Origin of the sequence: Erwinia sp. BNK-24-b (assembly GCF_047456155.1) — a bacterium.
GTDB classification, from domain to species: domain Bacteria; phylum Pseudomonadota; class Gammaproteobacteria; order Enterobacterales; family Enterobacteriaceae; genus Erwinia; species Erwinia phyllosphaerae.
Map to the genome: position 1 here is coordinate 734,856 of NZ_CP179901.1, position 20,233 is coordinate 755,088.

Here is a 20,233-nt window from a genome sequence, read left to right on the forward strand (position 1 = left end):
TTTGAATGCGTCGTTATGCAGTCTGCTTTACCACCCTGTTTCTGCTTTTTACCTTCTGGAGCCCGCTGTCGCAGGCGCAATCAGGCTGGCAGGCCGTTCCTGAAGCGATCCGTAAAAGTGAAAAAGATCCGCGTCAGTATCAGGCGATCAGGCTGGATAACGGCATGACGGTACTGCTGGTTTCCGATCCGCAGGCGACCAAATCTCTTTCGGCGCTCACCTTGCCGGTCGGCTCGCTGGAAAGCCCACGCAACCAGCAGGGGCTGGCACACTATCTGGAGCATATGCTGCTAATGGGATCAAAGCGTTATCCGCAGCCGGATAACCTGGCCGAATTTCTGAAAAAGCATGGTGGCAGCCACAATGCCAGCACCGCATCCTACCGCACGGCTTTTTATCTGGAAGTGGAAAACGACGCGCTGGAACCGGCGGTAGACCGGCTGGCCGACGCCATTGCCGAGCCGCTGCTTGACCCCGTTAATGCCGATCGCGAGCGCCATGCGGTCAACGCCGAGCTGACTATGGCGCGCTCCCGTGATGGCCTGCGTATGGCGCAGGTTAGTGCGGAGACGCTTAATCCGGCGCACCCGGCTTCCCTGTTCGCTGGCGGGAATTTAGAAACGCTGAAAGACAAGCCGGACAGCAAGCTGCACGACGCGCTAACGGCGTTTTACCATCGCTACTACTCCGCCAACCTGATGAAAGCGGTGATTTACAGCAACAAGCCGCTGAGCGAACTGCAAAAAATTGCCGTGGAAACCTTTGGCCGGGTGGAAAACCACAACGCGACGGTGCCCGCCATTACCGTACCGGTGGTCACTGACCAGCAAAAAGGTATCATTATTCACTACGTGCCCGCGCAGCCGCGCAAGCAGGTAAGAATTGAATTCCGTATCGACAACAACAGCGACAAATTCCGCAGCAAGACCGATACGCTGGTGGCTTATCTGCTTGGCAACCGCAGTAAAAATACGCTTTCCGACTGGCTACAAAGCAACGGCCTGGCCGATTCGATCGATGCCGGTGCCGATCCGGTTATTGACCGCAACGGCGGGATTTTCTCTATTTCTATCTCGCTGACCGACAAAGGCCAGGCGAATCGCGACGAAGTGATTGCCGCCGTGTTTAGCTATCTTAACAAGCTGCGCAGCGAAGGCATCGACAAGCGCTATTTTGATGAGGTGGCGCACGTGCTGGATCTGGATTTCCGCTATCCCTCAATCACGCGCGATATGGACTACATCGAATGGCTGGTGGATACCATGCTGCGCGTGCCGGTCGCCGATACGCTGGTAGCGCCTTATATTGCCGACCAGTACGATCCGCAGGCTATCAGGGCGCGGCTGGACGGCATGACGCCTGAAAACGCCCGTATCTGGTTTATCAGCCCAACGGAACCACACAACAAAGTCGCTTACTTTGTCGATGCGCCTTACCAGGTTGACCACATTACGCCGCAGCGTTTTGCGCAGTGGCAGGCAGAAAGTGCGAAAATCTCGCTGTCGCTGCCCGTACTAAATCCTTATATTCCTGATGATTTTTCGCTGATTAAAGGGGCAAAGCAGTATGACCGTCCGCAGGCGCTGATTAACCAGCCGGATCTGCGTGCGTTTTATATGCCGAGCCGCTTTTACGCGGACGATCCTAAGGCCAACATCACGCTGGCGCTGCGCAACAAAAATGCCATGAGCACGGCCAAAAACCAGGTGTTGTTCGGCATGAACGACTATCTGGCGGGCCAGGCGCTGGATGAGCTGAATTCGCAGGCTTCCGTCGGCGGTATCAGCTTCTCTACCAGCGAAAATGACGGCGTGACCTTTAACGCCAGCGGCTTTACCCAGCACCTGCCGGAACTTATGCAGGCGCTGCTGAAAGAATACGTTAGCTATCAGCCTACGCAGCAGCAGCTGGATCAGGCGAAATCCTGGTACCTTGAACGCCTGGACGCGGCGGAAAAGGGCAAGGCGTTTGAGCTGGCAATTCAGCCTGCGCAGATGCTGTCGCAACTGCCCTATACCCAACGCAGCGAGCGCCGCAAGCTGGTGGCCGGCATTACGCTGGAAGATTTAAAAGCCTACCGCGAGATGCTGCTGAAAAACGCCACGCCGGAACTGCTGGTAGTCGGCAATATGACGCCGGAAAGCGTGAAGACGCTGGCCGCCTCGCTGAAAAAACAGCTGAACTGCGAAGGCCAGAGCGAGTGGCGCAGCCAGTATTTGCAGATTGATAAGCCAACCAACGCTAATCTGCAACAGGCTGGCAGCAGCACGGATTCCGCGCTGGCCGCGCTCTATGTGCCGCTGGGCTATGCCGAACACGACAGCATCGCCAGCAGCGCCATGCTCAGCCAGATCGTGCAGCCGTGGTTCTATAACCAGCTGCGCACCGAAGAACAGCTGGGCTATGCGGTCTTCGCTTTCCAGATGCCGGTTGGGCGTCAGTGGGGTATCGGCTTCCTGTTGCAGAGCAACGTTAAGCAGCCCGCTTATTTGCTGAAGCGTTTCCAGGCCTTCTATCCGACGGCGGAAAAGCGCCTGCGCGAGATAAGCAAAGAGGATTTTGCGCAGTATCAGACGGCGATGATCAACGAACTGAAGCAGCGTCCGCAGACGCTGGATGAGGAGGCGGGCCGCTACAGCAAGGATTTCAACCGTGAAAACTACAGCTTTGATACCCGTGAAAAAGTGATTGCCAGCATCCAGGCGCTGACGCCCGAAAAGCTGGCGACGTTTTTCCACGACGCGGTCATCAAGCCGCAGGGACTGACGCTGCTGTCGCAGATTTCCGGTAGTCAGCACGATAAGGCGGACTATGCCGCGCCTGAAGGCTTTAAAACCTGGCAGGAAGTGGCCAGGCTACAGCAATCTTTCCCGGTAAAAAGCGATAAATGAAGGTTCAGCGTCTCGACCCTTTAACGCTGCCGTTGCAGGGGGAAAGGCTGATAGAAGCCTCGGCGGGTACGGGGAAAACCTTTACCATCGGGCTGCTTTACCTGCGGCTACTGTTAGGCCTGGGCAAAGAGGCCGCGTTTGCGCGGCCGTTGTCCGTTGAAGAAATTCTGGTTGTAACCTTTACGGAAGCCGCCACGGCGGAACTGCGCGGTCGTATCCGTGAAAACATCCATAAGCTACGGATTGCCTGCGTACGCGGTCATACTTCCGACGGCGTGCTGGCGCAGCTGCTGGCGGAAATAGATGACTTGCCGCAGGCTGCCGCACAGCTGCTGGCGGCGGAAAGGCAGATGGATGACGCGGGTATCTTTACCATTCACGGTTTTTGCCAGCGCATGCTCAATATGAACGCTTTCGAATCAGGCATGCTGTTTGAGCAAAAGCTGATTGAGGATGAGTTTCCGCTACGCCGCCAGGCTGCCGCCGATTTCTGGCGACGCTACTGCTATCCGCTGCCGCTGCCGATAGCCAGAGTGATGACCCAAATGTGGCAGGGGCCGGAGCAGCTGCTGGCAACGCTATCGCCCTGGCTGAACGGTGAAGCGCCGCAGCTGAAGTATCCGCTCGACATGCAGGAAACCTTTGCCGAGCGCCACGACAAAATTATCGCGCAGATTGACCAGCTAAAAGCCGCGTGGCGGGCAGCCGATAATCTGCACGATCTGATCTCGCAGTCGGGCGTCGACAAGCGCAGCTACAGCAGCAAGCACTTACCTAACTGGCTGGATAAGCTGAACGAATGGGCGATGGCGGAAACGCTGGATTACCTTTTCCCGAAGGAGCTGGAGCGCTTTGGCCAGCGTGTGCTACATGAAAAAACCAAAAAAGGCGAAGCGCCGCAGCACAGCTTGTTTACGGAAATCGATCGTTTTCTGGCGGAGCCGCTTTCTCTGCGCGATTTGGTGATTGCCACCGCGCTACAGGAAATTCGTGACGCTACGCAGAAAGAGAAGCGCATCAACGCGCTGTTGGGCTTTGACGATCTGCTGGGCAGGCTCGATCATGCGCTGCAACAGCCCGGCGGCGAAGCGCTGGCGCAGGCAATCCGCAACCGCTATCCGGTGGCGCTAATCGATGAGTTTCAGGATACCGACCCGCAGCAGTACCGGATTTTCCGCGCGCTTTACGGCCAGCAGCCCGACAACGCGCTGCTGCTGATTGGCGATCCCAAACAGGCTATTTACGCCTTTCGCGGTGCGGATATTTTCACCTATATGAAAGCGCGTAGCGAAGTCAGTGCGCACTACACGCTGGAAACTAACTGGCGCTCTTCGCCATGGATGGTAAACGGCGTTAACCAACTCTTTTCCCGCGTGCAGAATCCTTTTCTGTTCAGCGAGATCCCTTTTCTTACCGTTGAGCCTGCCGCGCCCAATGCCGCGCTGCGGTTTACGATTGCGGGCAAACCACAGCCCGCGCTGCGCTTCTGGCTACAGCCAGGCGAAGGGGTTGGCGTGGCGGAATATCAGCAGTTTATGGCCCGGCAGTGTGCGGCGGATATCTGTCGCTGGCTGAGCGCCGGGCAGCAGGGCGCTGCGCTGATTGGCAAGGGCGAAGATTTACGTCCCGTGCAGGCGTCCGATATCACCGTGCTGGTACGTAGCCGCAACGAGGCGGCGATCGTCCGCGAGGCGCTCAACGGCCTGAATATTCCCTCCGTTTATCTCTCTAACCGCGACAGCGTCTTTGCAACTCAGGAAGCGCGGGAGATGCTGTGGCTGCTGCAGGCGGTGCTGGCACCGGAGCAGGAGCGTATTCTGCGTAGCGCGCTCGCCACCAGTATTTTTGGGCTGGACGCGCCAGGCCTGCAGGCGCTAAGCGAAGATGAACGCAAATGGGATGCGCTGGTTGATGAGTTTGACCGCTATCGCCAGCGCTGGCTGAAGCGCGGCGTCCTGCCAATGCTGCGCGAGCTGATGGTGAACCGGCAGATTGCAGAAAACCTGCTGGCTTCAGAAAGCGGCGAGCGCCGCCTTACCGATTTGCTCCATCTGGGCGAGCTGTTGCAGGAGGCTTCTGCCGCGCTCGACAGTGAACACGCGCTGGTTCGCTGGCTGGCGCAGGAGGTGGCGCAGCCTAACGGCCAGTCCGCCAGCCAGCAGCTGCGGCTGGAAAGCGATCGCCATCTGGTACAAATCGTCACTATCCATAAATCGAAAGGGCTACAGTATCCGCTGGTCTGGCTGCCGTTTATCGCCAACTATCGCGAGGCGGCGACGGGCATCTATCACGACAGGGAAAGCTACCAGGCGCTGCTGGATCTGCGCGAAGATGCACAAAGTATTGAGCTGGCCGAAGAGGAGCGTCTTGCGGAAGATTTACGCCTGCTGTATGTGGCGTTAACGCGATCGGTCTATCACTGTAGCGTAGGCATCGCCCCGCTGATCAAAGGCAACCGTAAAAAAGAAGGCAGCAGCGATCTGCATCGCAGTGCGGCTGGCTGGCTGTTGCAGCAGGGCGAACCGGCCGATGCCGCAGGCCTGCGCGAGCAGATGCTTGCGCTACAAAATGACGCGGTGGAAACGGTGCTGGCGGAGACGCCAGAAAGCGCGCCCTGGCAGCCGGAGCGGCACATTGCGGAGTCGCTTAGCAGTAAAGCCCTCTCGCGCCAGCTGCGGGACGAATGGCGGGTAACCAGCTATTCTGGCCTGCAGCAGCATGGGCCGTCCATGACGTTAGATCTGCTGCCGCGCCTGGACGTGGATGCGGCTGGCGAAGCGCAGGGCCAGCAGGCCGGACAGCTGACGCCGCACGCTTTTCCCCGTGGCGCTGCGCCAGGCACTTTTTTGCACGGTCTGTTTGAAGATCTCGACTTCACCCAGCCGATTGATGAAACCTGGCTCAGCGAGCAGCTGGCCGGGCAGGGCCTGAGCGAGGCATGGCTGCCGGTAATGAAACAGTGGCTGGAAAATGTGTTAGCCACGCCGCTCAATGAAACCGGCGTCAGTTTAAATCAGCTGCCGACAGAAAGCCGCCAGGTCGAGCTACAGTTCTATCTGCCTGTTCAGCAAATGCTCAGCGCGGAAAAGCTGGACAGGCTGGCACATCACTACGATCCGCTCTCCGCTGGCTGTCCTGCGCTTAACTTCCAGCAGGTGCAGGGAATGCTGAAGGGCTTTATCGATCTGGTGTTTCGCTGGCAGGGCAAATATTATCTGCTGGATTACAAATCCAACTGGCTGGGCGAATCCGGCGAGCACTACACGCCAGAAGCGATGGCGGAAGCGATGCGCGCGCACCGCTACGATCTGCAATATCAGCTTTATACGCTGGCGCTGCACCGTTATCTGCGCCATCGACTGGCTGACTACGACTATCAGGAACATTTTGGTGGCGTTATCTATCTGTTTCTGCGTGGCGTGGAAGGCACAGCAAGTGAAAACGGCATCTTTCGTACCTGTCCCGATGCGGCTTTTGTCCGCTCGCTCGACGCCCTGTTTGCCGGAGAGTTTCAGGAGGAACTATGGCCATAGCGCAACTACTGCTTAATGCCTGTGAGGCACGGCTACTGCGTCCGCTGGACGTGCAGTTTGCCCGCATGGTAGCAGGCGATGATCCTGCGTTGATGCTGGCTGCGGCCTGCGTCAGCGCCGAGGCGGGCGAAGGCCACGTCTGCCTGCCGCTGGCCCACCTTAGTGAATCGCTGCTGTTTGGCGGCCGTCATCCGGAACTGGCGGGCCAGCTCTGGCAGGCCGCTGGCGAACCCGACTGGCACCATTTACTTTCCACGGCGCAGGCTGTCGGCGATGGTTCGGCGGCAACGCCGCTGGTACTGCATCAGCAGCGGCTCTATCTGCATCGCATGTGGCAGTCTGAAGGCAAAGTCGCACAGTTTATCGTCCGTGAAGCGCATACGGAATTTGACGAGCGGCAGCTGCGCGCGGCGCTGGACAGACATTTTGGCGAACAGCCCGATAACTGGCAGAAAATTGCCGCCGCCGTGGCGATAACCAGACAAATTGCCGTCATTTCCGGCGGGCCGGGCACGGGCAAAACCACGACGGTAGCCAAACTGCTGGCAACGCTGCTGGAGCTTTCCGCAGGTTCGCTGCGTATACGTTTGGCTGCGCCGACGGGCAAAGCGGCGGCGCGGCTGACCGAATCTTTAGGTAAAGCTTTGCAGCAGCTGGACGTTAGCGACGCGGAAAAACAGCGCTTCCCAACGGAGGCCACCACGCTGCACCGCCTGCTTGGCGCGGTGCCCGGCAGCCAGCGGATGCGCTATCACGTGGGCAATCCGCTGCATCTGGATTTACTGGTGGTGGATGAAGCTTCCATGGTCGATCTGCCGATGATGGCTAACCTGATTGCCGCGCTACCGCCTCATGCCCGGGTAATTTTCCTGGGCGACCGCGATCAGCTCGCTTCGGTAGAGGCGGGAGCGGTGCTGGGCGATATCTGCCGCTGCGCGGAATCCGGCTACAGCAGTGAACGTGCGGCAATGCTGATGCGCCTGACCGGCTGCGATATCGAAAGCAAAGAAGATCAACTAGCCCCGGCGGTACGCGACAGCATTTGCCTGCTGCGCAAAAGCTACCGTTTTGATGCCTCTTCGGGCATTGGCCAGCTGGCACTGGCGGTAAACGCCGGGGAAGTACGCCTGGTTGAAAAGGTCTTCAGCGCTGATTTCTCCGATATCGTTCGTTATGCATTAAACAGCAGCGCCGAGTATCAGCATCTGCTGGATGCCAGCGTAGAAGGCTACCGGGACTACCTGGTCCAGCTGGCCCAAAAAGCCGAGCCGCGTCAGGTCATTGAGGCATTTGGCCGCTTTCAGCTGCTGTGTGCGTTACGTGAAGGGCCGTTTGGCGTGATTGGGCTGAATGAACGTATTGAGGCAGCGTTACAGAAAAAGCGGCTGGTCCAGCGCCAGCCTGGCAGCAAGTGGTATATCGGCAGGCCGGTGATGATTGCTCGTAACGACAGCGCGCTGGGGTTGTTTAACGGCGATATCGGCATTGCGATGAACGATGCGGAAGGGGCGCTAAAAGTCTTCTTCCCGCTGCCGGACGGCACCATCAGGGCCGTGCAGCCCAGCCGTTTGCCGCCGCACGAAACTGCTTATGCTATGACCGTGCATAAATCGCAGGGATCGGAGTTTGACCACACGCTGCTGGTACTGCCAAACCAGTTTGCACCGGTTTTAACCCGCGAGCTGGTTTATACCGCGATAACCCGCGCCAGGAAGCAGTTAACGCTTTATGCGGATAGTCAGGTGCTGAACAGCGCGATAAAAATGCGTACGCGCCGCCGTAGCGGGCTGGTGGAGAGACTGGCGGACAGGAAAACAGCGTAGCGTTGTGAGATATGTGTCGCTGGCTGTTTTACGCGCGTTTTATTGACGTAAACAGCAGCAATTGATGTCCATCTTGTGAGTATGGGTGGAACATTTTCTTGCAGCCCGGCGGTTCGCTGAGCAGGTAATGCAGTTGCATTGTACAATGCAACTGCATTACGATAGCGTAAGCCTGCTTATTTCTGACCGATAAAACAGAGGAGACAGAACATGCTCTTAAATATGGCGGAAGTCTCTCTGCGTGCCGAGTCCCGGCTTACCGAACGCAGCCAGACCACTATCCCCGCTGCCATTCGCGATGCCTTACGGCTAAAGCCGGGAGAAGTGATCGAGTATTCGCTGCTGCCTGGCGGCAAGGTGATTATGTCCCGGCGGCATCAGGGAGCCGATCCGGTTATCGATTCATTCCTGCATTTTCTTGAACAGGACATGGTACAAAACCCACAGCGCATTCAACCTGTCCCTGCTTCTGCCTGGGCCAATATTACAGCGCTTACCGCAGGAGTTGAGGTTGATTTAGACGCGCCGCTCACGGATGACTAGCAGGAGGCAGAGCGTGGAATATCTGGAAATTAACGGCTGGAAGATCTATTTTCACGCCTGCTTTACGGCTCAGCTAATGCAGCTGGTCGCGGAAGTAGCGGCATTAAAAGCCAGCCAGCCGGAGGAATACCGGAAGAAAAAGCCAACGAAATTGCTGGCTGCAATAACGCGAGTCGTCAGGGAGGTCATCGCGGCGGACCCTTTAGGGCCGCAGTTTCGTCATGGCGGCACGCTGGGCGATGAACATAAACACTGGTTCCGCGCCAAATTTTTACAGCAGTTTCGCCTGTTTTATCGCTGTAGCGAACAGCATAAAACGGTGATACTCGGCTGGGTTAATGACGAGCACTCGCTGCGTGCTTACGACAGCAAAACGGACGCATACAAAATTTTTGCGAAAATGCTCGCAGCAGGCCATCCGCCCGACGACTGGGACGCGCTTTTACAAGAGGCCCGCGCTCACATGCCATCCCTACAAATTGAGCTGCTGTCCGGGGTTCGCTGATTTTACTTCGCCTTTTAACCCGTATAGCCCTGAAAAATGCCCATGCCATAAACAGCATGGGGCTGGTTGTGCGTGGCTTTAGCTAAGGCAGCTAAGCCATTCTTGCATGACTCAAATCCGCCATCAGTACCTTTGAGCGGCGCTGATAGTTGTACATCTGCTTTTTACTTTCCGGCAGCTCTTCAATGTCCACCGGCGTAAAGCCGCGTTCCTGAAACCAGTGAATACTACGCGTGGTCAGCACAAACAGCTTTTTCAGTCCCATCTGGCGAGCCTGTAGCGCGACGCGTTCCAGCAGCGCTTCGCCGCGTGACGAACTGCGATAGTCGGGATGGACCGCGACGCAGGCCATTTCGCCAATTTTTTCTTCCGGGAAAGGGTAGAGGGCCGCGCAGCCGATGGTCAGATTGTCACGCTCGATAATCGTAAACTTATCGATTTCAATTTCCAGCTGCTCGCGCGAGCGGCGTACCAGAATACCCTGTTGTTCCAGCGGGCGAATCAGCTCCAGAATGCCGCCGATATCGTTGATGGTAGCGCGACGAATCTGCTCGGCGCTTTCCATGACAATTTGCGTGCCGATGCCGTCGCGCGAGAACAGTTCCTGAAGTAGCGTGCCGTCTTCCTGATAGCTAATCAGATGGCTACGACGCACGCCGCTGCGGCAGGCTTTGACCGCGCCGCGCAGAAAACGCACCGTGGAAGAGAGGTAATCGTTGCTCTCTTCCAGTTCCGCAATGCGCTGCTGCGCTTCGTTTGGAAACAGCTCGGAAATAATCGCGCCTTCGCTGTCAGTTACGCCCTGTTCTGCGCAGAAACCGATCATTTTTTCTGCTTTCAGTTTGATAGCCAGCTGCGTCGCCACTTCTTCCGACGTCAGGTTAAAGCTTTCGCCCGTCACGGAAACCGCCACTGGCCCAAGCAGCACGATAGCGCCGCTGTCCAGCTGGCGGTGAATGGCTTCCTCGTCGATACGGCGAATGCGGCCGCTATGGCAGTAGTCCACGCCGTCATCGACGCCCAGCGGCTGCGCGATAATAAAGTTGCCGCTTACCACATTAATATGCGCGCCCTGTAACGGCGTATTGTTCAGGCTCATTGAAAGGCGAGCGGTAATATCCAGCTGTAAACGGCCAGCGGCCTGCTTGACCAGTTCCAGCGACTGCGCGTCGGTTACGCGCGTATGCTTGTGGTAAATCGGCTCCAGCTGGTGCTCCGCCAGATTCGCGTCAATCTGTGGACGGGCGCCATACACCACGACCAGACGAATGCCCAGGCTATGCAGCAGGCCGATATCGTTAACGATGCTTGAGAAATTCTCGTGTTCGATGGCTTCGCCGCCCAGCATAATGACGAACGTCTTACCACGATGGGCATTGATATAGGGCACGGTATGGCGAAACCCCTGAACCAGCTCGGTACTCCGTTCCTTCACGGCAAATCCTCTATGAATTATTATTCGCTAAAACTGTATTTTTATTCTTTTATCGCGCAGGCGCAAGTAGCAATTTTCTCAGAGTGGTAACAAATTTAACCTGGAGGCCAGAGCGCGCAGGCAAATTTCACTCATGGCCTTCTGGCTGCTCGCTCTTGCCGGGCATAGCAGTACTTTGCCTGCTGTGGTCTTGACGCTTTGCTTTAACAGAGTATGCAGGCACGGCTTTTAAGGGGTGACACCGCCAGCAGGATTCGCTAAAGTTTTTGTCCCTTGTAGCTTTTTGATGTCCTTTTTATCGACAAAACAGCAATTTTATTACTGGAGTGGCATGTCTGATTTACCTTCGCCCGACCGACGCCGATGGTTACAGGGCGCTGGCGCAGCGCTGTTATTAAGCGTCACTAAAATGGGGCTGGCGGCGACCAGCCATATTGTCGCCGTGCGCATCTGGCCTTCATCTACCTATTCTCGCGTTACGCTGGAATCCAATACCCCGCTGAAGTATAAACAGTTTGCGCTAAGCCATCCCGAACGCGTGGTGGTGGATATCTCCGGCGTGCAGCTGAATCACGTCCTTAACCATGTTGGTCATCTGGTACGCAGCGACGATCCCTATATTAAAAACGCGCGCGTCGGCCAGTTCGATCCCAATACGGTACGGCTGGTGCTGGAACTCAAGCAAAGCGTGACGCCTAAGGTCTTCACGCTTGATCCGGTGGCGGGTATTAAAAACAGGCTGGTGCTGGATCTTTATCCCGGCGGCACCCGCAGCCATAACCATGAAGACGATCCGCTGCTGGCGCTTTTACAGGATTACAATAAAGGCGATCTGGAAAGCGGCCAGCCGGTTTCGGCACCGCTGCCCGGTAAGGCAGGCAGAGATCGACCAATTATCATCATGATCGATCCCGGTCACGGTGGCGAAGATACGGGCGCTATCGGTAAGCATAAAACCAAAGAAAAAGACGTGGTGCTGAAAATTGCCCGGCGTCTGAAACAGCTGATCGATAAGCAGCCCCACATGCGTGCGCACATGACGCGCAACGAAGACGTGTTTATTCCGCTAAAGGTAAGGGTGGCGAAAGCGCGCAGGCTACGCGCCGATCTGTTTGTCTCAATTCATGCCGATGCTTTTACCAGCAGGGCAGCAAGGGGCTCGTCCGTTTTTGCTCTGTCGACCAAAGGCGCGACCAGTACCGCAGCGCGCTATCTGGCGCAAACGCAAAACGAATCGGATCTGATTGGCGGCGTCAGCATGAGCGGCGATCGCTATCTTGACCATACCATGTTCGATATGGTGCAAAGCCTGACCGTCAACGACAGCCTGAAGTTTGGCAACGAAGTATTAAAGCACATGGGCAAAATTAACCATCTGCATAAAAAGAAGATGGAGCAGGCGGCCTTTGCCGTTCTGAAAGCGCCAGATATTCCTTCTATCCTGGTAGAAACGGCTTTTATCAGCAATCTGGAAGAGGAGCGCAAGCTGCGCACGGCAAAGTTTCAGCATCAGGTGGCCGAAGCCATTCTTGCCGGCATAAAAAATTACTTTGCCAAAGGCGCGCCGCTGGCGCCACGCTAGCTGCTGAGTGCTGAGTGCTGAGTGCTGAGTGCTGAGTGCTGAGTGCTGAGTGCTGAGTGCTGAGTGCTGAGTGCTGAGTGCTGAGTGCTGAGTGCTGAGTGCTGAGTGCTGAGTGCTGAGTGCTGAGTGCTGAGTGCTGAGTGCTGAGTGCTGAGTGCTGAGTGCTGAATGCTGAATGCTGAATGACAGGTGCTGAGTGCTGAGTGCTGAATACTGGCTGCCAGGTGCTGAATGCTGTGAGAGGCGGGCGGTAAAGACCGTCCGTGTTTTAACAGAAGAAATGGCGAACGCCAGAAACAAAAAAACACCCAAAAGGGTGCTTGATTGGTTGCGGGAGCCGGATTTGAACCGACGACCTTCGGGTTATGAGCCCGACGAGCTACCAGGCTGCTCCATCCCGCGTCCGAATTGCTGGCGCTTCCATCACGACAGACTTTTTTACTGCAACCACCTGAAGTGGTTGCGGGAGCCGGATTTGAACCGACGACCTTCGGGTTATGAGCCCGACGAGCTACCAGGCTGCTCCATCCCGCGTCCGAACTAACTGGCGCTTCCATCACGACAGCTTTACTGCTTTTCTCCGAAGAGAATTGGTTGCGGGAGCCGGATTTGAACCGACGACCTTCGGGTTATGAGCCCGACGAGCTACCAGGCTGCTCCATCCCGCGTCCGTGGATGCGCACTATACTCTCCGACGATTATGTTGCAACCCCTTTTTGCAATTTCGTGACCAAAAAGCGGTTTGTTGCTTACTTTCTCAACCATCTGGCGCATTGTTATCCGCTTCTACGGCTTCTTTACCTTCCGCCCGTTTTAATCTTAAGGGCGCTTTGCTATCTTCGGCCTGCAATTTACACAGAGGTAACAAAGCAATGAAAGGAAGTTGGGCCAAATATGTTGTTACTGGCGCGCTGATAGCGCTGCTTGCTGGATGTTCCTCTAAACCGACCGATCGCGGTCAGCAGTATAAAGACGGCAAGCTGGAGCAGCCGCTGGGCCTGGTTAATCAGCCCAATGCAAAAGGACGACCGGTGAACGGCAGAGACTTTGCCGACCAGGTAGCGGAAATTCAGGATGCGTCACCAGCGATGTTTTCACGCCAGACCAGCACCTATAACGCGATAAAAAGCTGGCTGATGGCGGGTGGCGATACAAGGCAGCTTCGCCAGTTTGGCGTCGATGCGTATCAGATGGAAGGCACAGATAACTACGGTAACGTGCAGTTTACCGGTTACTACACGCCGGTAATCCATGCTCGCTATACGCGCCAGGGCGAATTTCAGTATCCTTTATACCGTATGCCCGCGCACGGCAAACGCCGTCTGCCAAGCCGTGCGGAAATCTACAGCGGCGCGCTGGATGAGCGCTATATCGTTGGCTACAGCAATTCGCTGATGGACAACTTTATTATGGACGTGCAGGGCAGCGGCTACGTTGATTATGGTGATGGCCGACCGCTGATGTTCTTTGGCTACGGCGGTAAAAACGGGCATGCCTACCGCAGCATCGGTAAAGTGTTGATCGATCGCGGTGAAGTGAAGCGTGAAGATATGTCGATGCAGGCGATTCGCCAGTGGGGCGAAGAGCACAGCCCGGCGGAAGTGCGCGAGCTGCTTGAGCAGAATCCTTCCTTTGTCTTCTTTAAGCCAGAAGAGTTTGCGCCCGTGCGTGGCGCAAGCGCGGTGCCGCTGATCGCTAAAGCTTCCGTCGCCGCAGACCGTTCGCTGATCCCGCCGGGTACCGTATTGCTGGCAGAAGTGCCTTTGCTGGATAATAAAGGTAAATTTAGCGGCAAGTATGAGATGCGCATGATGGTGGCGCTTGACGTGGGCGGCGCGATCAAAGGACAGCATTTTGATATTTATCAGGGCATTGGTGAGCAAGCTGGTCATCTGGCCGGCTGGTATAATCACTATGGCCGCGTCTGGGTGCTGAAAGCGGCACCTGGCGCAGGCGCTTCTCCGTTCTCTATGGCACAAAATGGCACCACCGGTTCGACGCTGGTCAGCCGATAATTATTGCCAGCGGGCCGGAAAAGCCGGCCCGTTTTCTATTCTGAGGTAAATCATGACGGCTCTTTCCGACGCCTGGCTGCAACGCTTTGGCGGTACGGCACGTTTATATGGTCAGCCTGCGCTACAGCTGTTCGCCGATGCGCATATCTGCGTGGTCGGTATCGGCGGCGTGGGATCGTGGGCGGCCGAAGCGCTGGCGCGAACCGGTATCGGCGCCATTACGCTGATCGATATGGACGATGTCTGCGTTACCAACACCAATCGCCAGATCCATGCGCTGAAGGGCACCGTTGGGCAGGCGAAAACAGAGGTGATGGCTGAACGTATTCTGGCTATCAATCCAGAATGCAAAGTAACCTGCGTGGATGATTTTATCACGGCAGAAAACACGGCCGAGCTGATGAGCGCGGGCTTTGACTACGTGATTGACGCCATCGACAGCGTACGGCCGAAAGCAGCGCTGCTGGCGTGGTGCCGCCGCAATAAAATTCCGCTGGTAACGACGGGCGGGGCGGGTGGTCAAATCGACCCTACGCAGATCCAGGTCGCCGATCTGGCAAAAACGATTCAGGATCCGCTGGCGGCTAAGCTGCGCGAGCGGCTGAAAAGCGATTTTAAAATCGTCAAAAACAGCAAGGGCAAGCTTGGTATCGACTGCGTATTTTCCACCGAAGCGCTGATGTATCCGCAGCCTGACGGCTCGGTATGCGCTTCGCGCAGCACGGCGGAAGGGCCGAAGCGTATGGACTGCGCCTCTGGTTTTGGCGCAGCGACTATGGTTACCGCCACCTTTGGTTTTGTCGCCGTTTCCCACGTGTTAAAGAAAATGATGGCGAAAGCGGCGCGTGTCTGAGCAGCCGCTTACCTCTGCCGCGTCGGGTGCCTTAGCCCCACGACGCGTTTTTTTCTGTGGTTAAGCTGGTCCGGTCACGACTTCTCTTTAGCGCGGGTAGCGGCTTTGACTACCGCCTGCGCCAGCGCCGTCAGTCCGGCGCTGCGCGAAGCGCTAAGCTGATCGCGCAGGCCAAGCTCGGCAAACAGCGCCAGCGGATCGTGCCGCAAAATCTCATCCGCTGATTTCCCTTCAACGCTCAGCAGCAGCACCGCGAGCAGCCCTCGCACGATACGGCCTTCGCTGTCGCCATAAAAGTGCAGGCTGCCGTCAGGCATTTGCTGATTTCCCAGCCAGACGCGGTTTTCACAGCCGCTCAGTTCGATTTCCGCCGTTTTTAACGCGTCCGGCAGTGCAGGCAACTGTTTGCCCAGTAAAATCAGCTGTCGGTAGCGCTCTTCCCATTGGGTAAACGCAGAAAATTGCTGTTTCAGGCCGTCAGCGGTAATCAGAGTGCCAAACGGGTGTGGAGCCAGTAAAGTCGTCATTATTAATCTGCCAGAATTTCCAGGGCGCTGGACATTGCGTTCACCAGCGCTTCAACATCGTTGAGCGTATTATAGGGCGCAAACGAGGCGCGCAAAGTGCCGTTAACGCCAAGCGCCTGTAATAAAGGCTGGGCGCAGTGCTGTCCGGCACGCAGCGAAATACCGCTTTCTGCCAGCAGCGTGACGATATCGCTGTGGTGAACGCCTGCAATATCAAAGGCAAGCAGGCTGGAACCGCTGGCGCGCAGGCTGCGAAAACCCGGCAGCGTCGCCAGTCGCTCTTCCGCCACGTCGGCCAGCCCGCAGCTCCAGCTTTCCGCTCTGGCGATATCCAGCTTTTCCAGCCAGCTCAGCGCCGCGCTCAGGCCGATAACGCCCGCGACGTTTGGCGTGCCAGCCTCGAAACGCCACGGCACCGCCTGTGGGGTAAAGCCCTCAAAGCTTACCGATGTCAACATCTTGCCACCGCCTTGCCAGGGCTGCATCTCTGCCAGCAGCGCCGGTTTGCCGTACAGCACGCCCGTGCCCATCGGTCCATAAAGCTTATGCGCGGAAAAAGCGTAAAAATCGATATCCAGCGCCGTTACGTCAGGCGGCGCATGAACCACGCCCTGTGCGCCATCGATCATCACTTTTGCGCCAGCCCGGTGGGCCAGCTCAACCGCTTTGCTTAAATCCGGACAGCCGCCGGTAACGTTGGACATCTGACCAAGCGCTAAAACTTTGGTCTTTGCGCTAAGCAAGGTTTCCAGCACCAGCACATCCGGTAGCAGCCCTTTGCCAATGGGCCATTTCACTACCCGCGCGCCGGTCTGCTCGGCCACCATCAGCCACGGCACAAGATTGGCATGATGCTCGGCTTCGCTGACGATGATCTCATCGCCGGGCTGCAGGCGCGGTCGAAAGTAGCCCTGAGCGACAAGGTTGATGGCTTCCGTGGTGCCTTTGGTCCAGACGATAGTTTCTGGTGCGGCAGCGTTCAGCAGTCTGGCAACCTGGCCTCTGGCGCTTTCGTAGCGATCGGTCAGCTCACGCGCGGCCGCAAACTGGCTGCGATGCACGGTTCCGGCACCGAGGCTGTAAAACTGGCTGGTTGCCTCAATGACGACGGCCGGCTTCAGCGTGGTCGCGGCGCTATCAAGATAAACGCCGGTTTCGGCCAGGGCGGGGAACTGCTGGCGGAACCGGGCAGGGGAAAATGCGCTCATACTCTCCTCGACGCGGATGGGGAATTGGTGCTGTTTTAGCCTGAGCCAACTGAATTATCGGCCTTTTTCTGGCAATGTCTGAAAAGCAGGTTATTCTGATTTATGCAAGGTTTAAACTATTACCCGCAAATAGTCATCCTTAAGACAGGTAATTTACTCGCTTTCTGTCGTAAGGACGCACTCTTCGGGTGGTTTATCGCATTACTATCTGCAAGGAGATATAAAGATGAAAAAATTTGCTGCTATTATGGCCGCCTGCGCCATGACGTTTACCCTGGCTGCCTGCTCAAGCAATTATGTGATGCACACCAATGATGGCCGCACCATCGTTGCCGACGGCAAACCTGTTGTGGACAACGATACCGGTATGATCAGTTACAAAGATGCTAACGGTAACAAACAGCAGATCAACCGTTCTGACGTAAAAGAAATGGTTGAAATGGGCCAGTAAGTAACAGGCAAAAAAAAGCACCGCGTTAAGCGGTGCTACTAAATCTCTATGGACAGACAGGGTAAATCTAAAATAGTAGTCAGGCTACCCGACCTGCAAAAAGCAGATCAATTGCAAACACAACATCACGACCACAAGCCAAAAGCCCTCTAAAATCAGCGCAACCGCATCAATTTTAAACTGCTTTTCGTTCCGGCTCAGGAAGTGCGGCAACTATAGGTATTTGCTGGTGCATCCTCAACGGACAAATTATAATGGCTCGGATAACAAAAACTAATACGTAAAGCTACGTCAGTGGCCTTATGTCCGCTGCCACTATTAAGCCGTCGGTAATCATGTCGAAACGTCTTCCCCCTTTAAATGCGCTGCGCGTTTTTGACGCGGCCGCACGTCATCTCAGCTTTACGCGGGCTGCTGAAGAGCTTTTTGTTACTCAGGCCGCAGTCAGTCATCAGATAAAGTCGTTAGAGGATTTCCTTGGGCTTAAGCTGTTTCGGCGGCGTAACCGTTCTTTGCTGCTGACTGAAGAAGGGCAAAGCTACTATCTGGATATCAAAGAGATTTTTACCGCGCTGAACGATGCCACGCGCAAGCTTCAGGCGCGCAGCGCCAAGGGCGCGCTGACCGTCAGCCTGCTGCCCAGTTTTGCTATTCAATGGCTGGTGCCGCGGCTGTCCAGCTTTAACTCAGCTTATCCGGGGATCGACGTACGCATTCAGGCGGTAGACCGTGAAGAAGAGAAGCTGGCTGATGACGTGGACGTGGCTATTTTCTACGGTCGCGGCAACTGGCCGGGGCTGCGTGTAGAAAAACTCTATGCAGAATATCTGTTGCCCGTCTGTTCACCGCTGCTGCTTACCGGCGATAATCCATTAAAAACCCCGGCCGATCTGGCACGCTTTACGCTGCTGCATGACGCGTCCCGTCGTGACTGGCAATCCTACACGCGCCAGCTGGGCGTGAATATCAACGTGCAGCATGGCCCTATTTTTAGCCATAGCGCGATGGTGTTGCAGGCGGCTATTCACGGTCAGGGCGTGGCGCTGGCGAATAACGTGATGGCGCAAACGGAGATAGAAGCGGGCAGGCTGGCCTGTCCCTTCAACGACGTGCTGGTAAGTAAAAACGCTTTTTATCTGGTTTGTCATGACAGTCAGGCAGAACTGGGTAAAATAGCCGCCTTTCGCCAGTGGATCCTGGCGAAAGCAGCCAGCGAACAGGAAAAATTCCGCTTTCGCTACGAGAGCTGATACCCATTTATCATGCGTGGCCAGGGCGGCGGCGCATACCTACTCAGAGGATGATGTCATGTCGAGTCGTGCGATGCTGATTTTTACGGCGATCAGCGGGTTTATTTTTGTCATGCTGGGCGCGTTTGGCGCTCATGTTCTCAGCAAAACGCTTGGCGCGGGCGAGATGGCCTGGCTGAAAACGGGGCTGGAGTACCAGGGGTTTCATACGCTGGCTATCCTGGGACTGGCGGCGGCCATGCTGCGTCGCGCCAATATCTGGTTTTACTGGAGCAGCGCGCTGCTGGCGCTGGGAACGGTGTTGTTCAGCGGCAGCCTTTATTGCCTGGCGCTGTCCCATCTTAAGCTATGGGTTTACGTTACGCCGGTGGGCGGCTTTTGCTTCCTGATCGGTTGGGTTTTGATGTTGATTGGCGCGCTGCGTCTGAAAAAAAGGGCAGAACGCCATGAATAAAGTTTTACTCTATTGTCGTCAGGGTTTTGAAAAAGAGTGTGCGGCAGAAATTACGGCCAAAGCGGCGGCACGTGAAGTGTTCGGCTTTGCGCGCGTTAAAGAAGATTCCGGCTACGTACTGTTTGAATGCTATCAGCCTGAAGAGGCGGAGAAGCTGGTACGCGAGCTGCCGTTTAGCGAACTGATTTTCTCTCGCCAGATGATTGTGGTGGGTGAACTGCTGCGCGATCTGCCGCAGGAAGATCGCGTAACGCCGGTAACCGGTATGCTTACCGGCGTGGTCGAGAAGGGTGGCGAGCTGCGGGTCGAAGTGCCAGACACTAACGAAAGCAAAGAGCTGCTAAAGTTCTGCCGTAAGTTTACCGTACCGCTGCGTGCCAGTCTGCGCGCGGCGGGTGTGTTGTTGAACTATGAAAGCAATAAGCGCCCGGTGGTACACGTCTTTTTTATCGCGCCTGGCTACTGCTATGTGGGCTACTCTCTGCCGCAAAACAACTCGCCTTTCTTTATGGGCATTCCGCGCCTGAAGTTCCCCGCCGATGCGCCAAGCCGCTCGACGCTGAAGCTGGAAGAGGCGTTTCACGTCTTTATTCCCGCCGACGAATGGGATGAACGTCTGGGCAGCGGCCTGTATGCGGTAGATTTGGGCGCCTGTCCTGGCGGCTGGACCTATCAGCTGGTCAAGCGCAGCATGATGGTTCACGCCATCGATAACGGCCCGATGGCACCGAGCCTGATGGATACCGGACAGGTTTTCCACCATAGGGAAGACGGCTTTAAATACCGTCCCACGCGCAGCAACATTTACTGGCTGGTCTGCGATATGGTTGAGAAACCGGTGCGCGTAGCCAATCTGATGGCCGACTGGCTGGTTAACGGCTGGTGCCGCGAAACGATCTTCAACCTTAAGCTGCCGATGAAAAAGCGTTATGAAGAGGTCTCGCAGAATCTGGCGATGATTGATGAAAAGCTAAAGGCCAACGGGATCAACGCGCAGATCCAGGCGCGCCAGCTCTATCACGATCGTGAAGAGGTTACGGTACATATTCGCCGCGTCTGGGGCGCTACGCCGGGCCGCCGCGACGAACGCTAGGCAACAGCCACCGGCTAAGCTTTAGCCGGTGGTGAACGTAATGCAGGCGATAAAACCGCTGGCCGGGCGT

General features: G+C 56.2%; 15 protein-coding genes and 3 tRNA genes. 12 read left to right on the top strand and 6 right to left on the bottom strand.

What is annotated here, in order from left to right; genetic code table 11:
• The first annotated feature begins 5 nt into the window (after positions 1-5).
• The 5 genes from ptrA (at position 6) to ACMGGR_RS03400 (ending at position 9,295) form a co-directional block, all read left to right on the top strand.
• Complete coding sequence (gene ptrA, locus ACMGGR_RS03380; RefSeq protein WP_414148163.1) at positions 6-2,891, top strand: pitrilysin; 2,886 nt, start codon at positions 6-8, stop codon at positions 2,889-2,891.
• A complete protein-coding gene (recB, locus tag ACMGGR_RS03385; protein WP_414148164.1) occupies positions 2,888-6,424 on the top strand; it encodes an exodeoxyribonuclease V subunit beta in 3,537 nt (1,178 codons plus the stop codon). The genes ptrA and recB overlap by 4 nt, the downstream gene beginning before the upstream one ends.
• On the top strand, positions 6,415-8,247 hold the full coding sequence (gene recD / locus ACMGGR_RS03390) for an exodeoxyribonuclease V subunit alpha (protein ID WP_414148165.1): 1,833 nt from the start codon (positions 6,415-6,417) through the stop codon (positions 8,245-8,247). The genes recB and recD overlap by 10 nt, the downstream gene beginning before the upstream one ends.
• A 210-nt stretch (positions 8,248-8,457) precedes the next feature.
• Positions 8,458-8,790 carry a type II toxin-antitoxin system PrlF family antitoxin gene (locus tag ACMGGR_RS03395; RefSeq protein ID WP_414148166.1) on the top strand — a complete coding sequence of 111 codons (333 nt, stop codon included), beginning with the start codon at positions 8,458-8,460 and terminating at the stop codon, positions 8,788-8,790.
• A gap of 13 nt (positions 8,791-8,803) precedes the next feature.
• On the top strand, positions 8,804-9,295 hold the full coding sequence (locus tag ACMGGR_RS03400; protein ID WP_414148167.1) for a type II toxin-antitoxin system YhaV family toxin: 492 nt from the start codon (positions 8,804-8,806) through the stop codon (positions 9,293-9,295).
• A gap of 91 nt (positions 9,296-9,386) precedes the next feature.
• Here the strand turns inward: ACMGGR_RS03400 and argA are convergent, their stop codons facing one another.
• Positions 9,387-10,730: an amino-acid N-acetyltransferase gene (gene argA / locus ACMGGR_RS03405; protein WP_246760113.1), complete on the bottom strand. Its 1,344-nt coding sequence runs from the start codon at positions 10,728-10,730 to the stop codon at positions 9,387-9,389.
• Positions 10,731-11,061: 331 nt separating this feature from the next.
• On the opposite strand from argA, the gene amiC reads away from it, so the two are divergent.
• The gene (gene amiC / locus ACMGGR_RS03410; RefSeq protein WP_414148168.1) at positions 11,062-12,312 is read left to right on the top strand and encodes an N-acetylmuramoyl-L-alanine amidase AmiC; all 1,251 of its coding nucleotides are present in this window, start codon (positions 11,062-11,064) and stop codon (positions 12,310-12,312) included.
• A 325-nt stretch (positions 12,313-12,637) separates the two neighbouring features.
• Here the strand turns inward: amiC and ACMGGR_RS03415 are convergent.
• The 3 genes from ACMGGR_RS03415 to ACMGGR_RS03425 form a co-directional block, all read right to left on the bottom strand.
• Positions 12,638-12,714, bottom strand: a tRNA-Met gene (locus ACMGGR_RS03415).
• A gap of 55 nt (positions 12,715-12,769) precedes the next feature.
• Positions 12,770-12,846 (bottom strand) — tRNA-Met (locus tag ACMGGR_RS03420).
• 57 nt (positions 12,847-12,903) lie between these two features.
• Positions 12,904-12,980 (bottom strand) — tRNA-Met (locus ACMGGR_RS03425).
• Between the two features lie 204 nt (positions 12,981-13,184).
• Between ACMGGR_RS03425 and mltA the strand changes: the two genes are divergently transcribed.
• Both mltA and tcdA read left to right on the top strand, forming a co-directional pair.
• Positions 13,185-14,327 (top strand): murein transglycosylase A, encoded by a 1,143-nt coding sequence (gene mltA, locus ACMGGR_RS03430; protein ID WP_246761722.1) that lies wholly within the window; start codon positions 13,185-13,187, stop codon positions 14,325-14,327.
• Positions 14,328-14,379: 52 nt separating this feature from the next.
• The gene (tcdA, locus tag ACMGGR_RS03435) at positions 14,380-15,180 is read left to right on the top strand and encodes a tRNA cyclic N6-threonylcarbamoyladenosine(37) synthase TcdA (protein ID WP_414148169.1); all 801 of its coding nucleotides are present in this window, start codon (positions 14,380-14,382) and stop codon (positions 15,178-15,180) included.
• 74 nt (positions 15,181-15,254) lie between these two features.
• On the opposite strand, the gene csdE is transcribed toward tcdA, so the two are convergent.
• Complete coding sequence (gene csdE, locus ACMGGR_RS03440; RefSeq protein ID WP_281434690.1) at positions 15,255-15,707, bottom strand: cysteine desulfurase sulfur acceptor subunit CsdE; 453 nt, start codon at positions 15,705-15,707, stop codon at positions 15,255-15,257.
• Positions 15,708-15,709: 2 nt separating this feature from the next.
• Complete coding sequence (csdA, locus tag ACMGGR_RS03445; protein ID WP_246761726.1) at positions 15,710-16,915, bottom strand: cysteine desulfurase CsdA; 1,206 nt, start codon at positions 16,913-16,915, stop codon at positions 15,710-15,712.
• 226 nt (positions 16,916-17,141) lie between these two features.
• Here csdA and ACMGGR_RS03450 point away from each other — a divergent pair, with 226 nt between their 5' ends.
• The 4 genes from ACMGGR_RS03450 (at position 17,142) to rlmM (ending at position 20,163) form a co-directional block, all read left to right on the top strand.
• The gene (locus tag ACMGGR_RS03450) at positions 17,142-17,366 is read left to right on the top strand and encodes a YgdI/YgdR family lipoprotein (RefSeq protein ID WP_246761727.1); all 225 of its coding nucleotides are present in this window, start codon (positions 17,142-17,144) and stop codon (positions 17,364-17,366) included.
• Positions 17,367-17,701: 335 nt separating this feature from the next.
• Positions 17,702-18,616 (top strand): transcriptional regulator GcvA, encoded by a 915-nt coding sequence (locus ACMGGR_RS03455; protein WP_246761729.1) that lies wholly within the window; start codon positions 17,702-17,704, stop codon positions 18,614-18,616.
• Between the two features lie 58 nt (positions 18,617-18,674).
• Positions 18,675-19,070 carry a DUF423 domain-containing protein gene (locus ACMGGR_RS03460; RefSeq protein WP_246761730.1) on the top strand — a complete coding sequence of 132 codons (396 nt, stop codon included), beginning with the start codon at positions 18,675-18,677 and terminating at the stop codon, positions 19,068-19,070.
• Complete coding sequence (rlmM, locus tag ACMGGR_RS03465; protein ID WP_246761732.1) at positions 19,063-20,163, top strand: 23S rRNA (cytidine(2498)-2'-O)-methyltransferase RlmM; 1,101 nt, start codon at positions 19,063-19,065, stop codon at positions 20,161-20,163. Before ACMGGR_RS03460 ends, rlmM begins: the two co-directional genes overlap by 8 nt.
• The last annotated feature ends 70 nt before the right edge of the window (positions 20,164-20,233 follow it).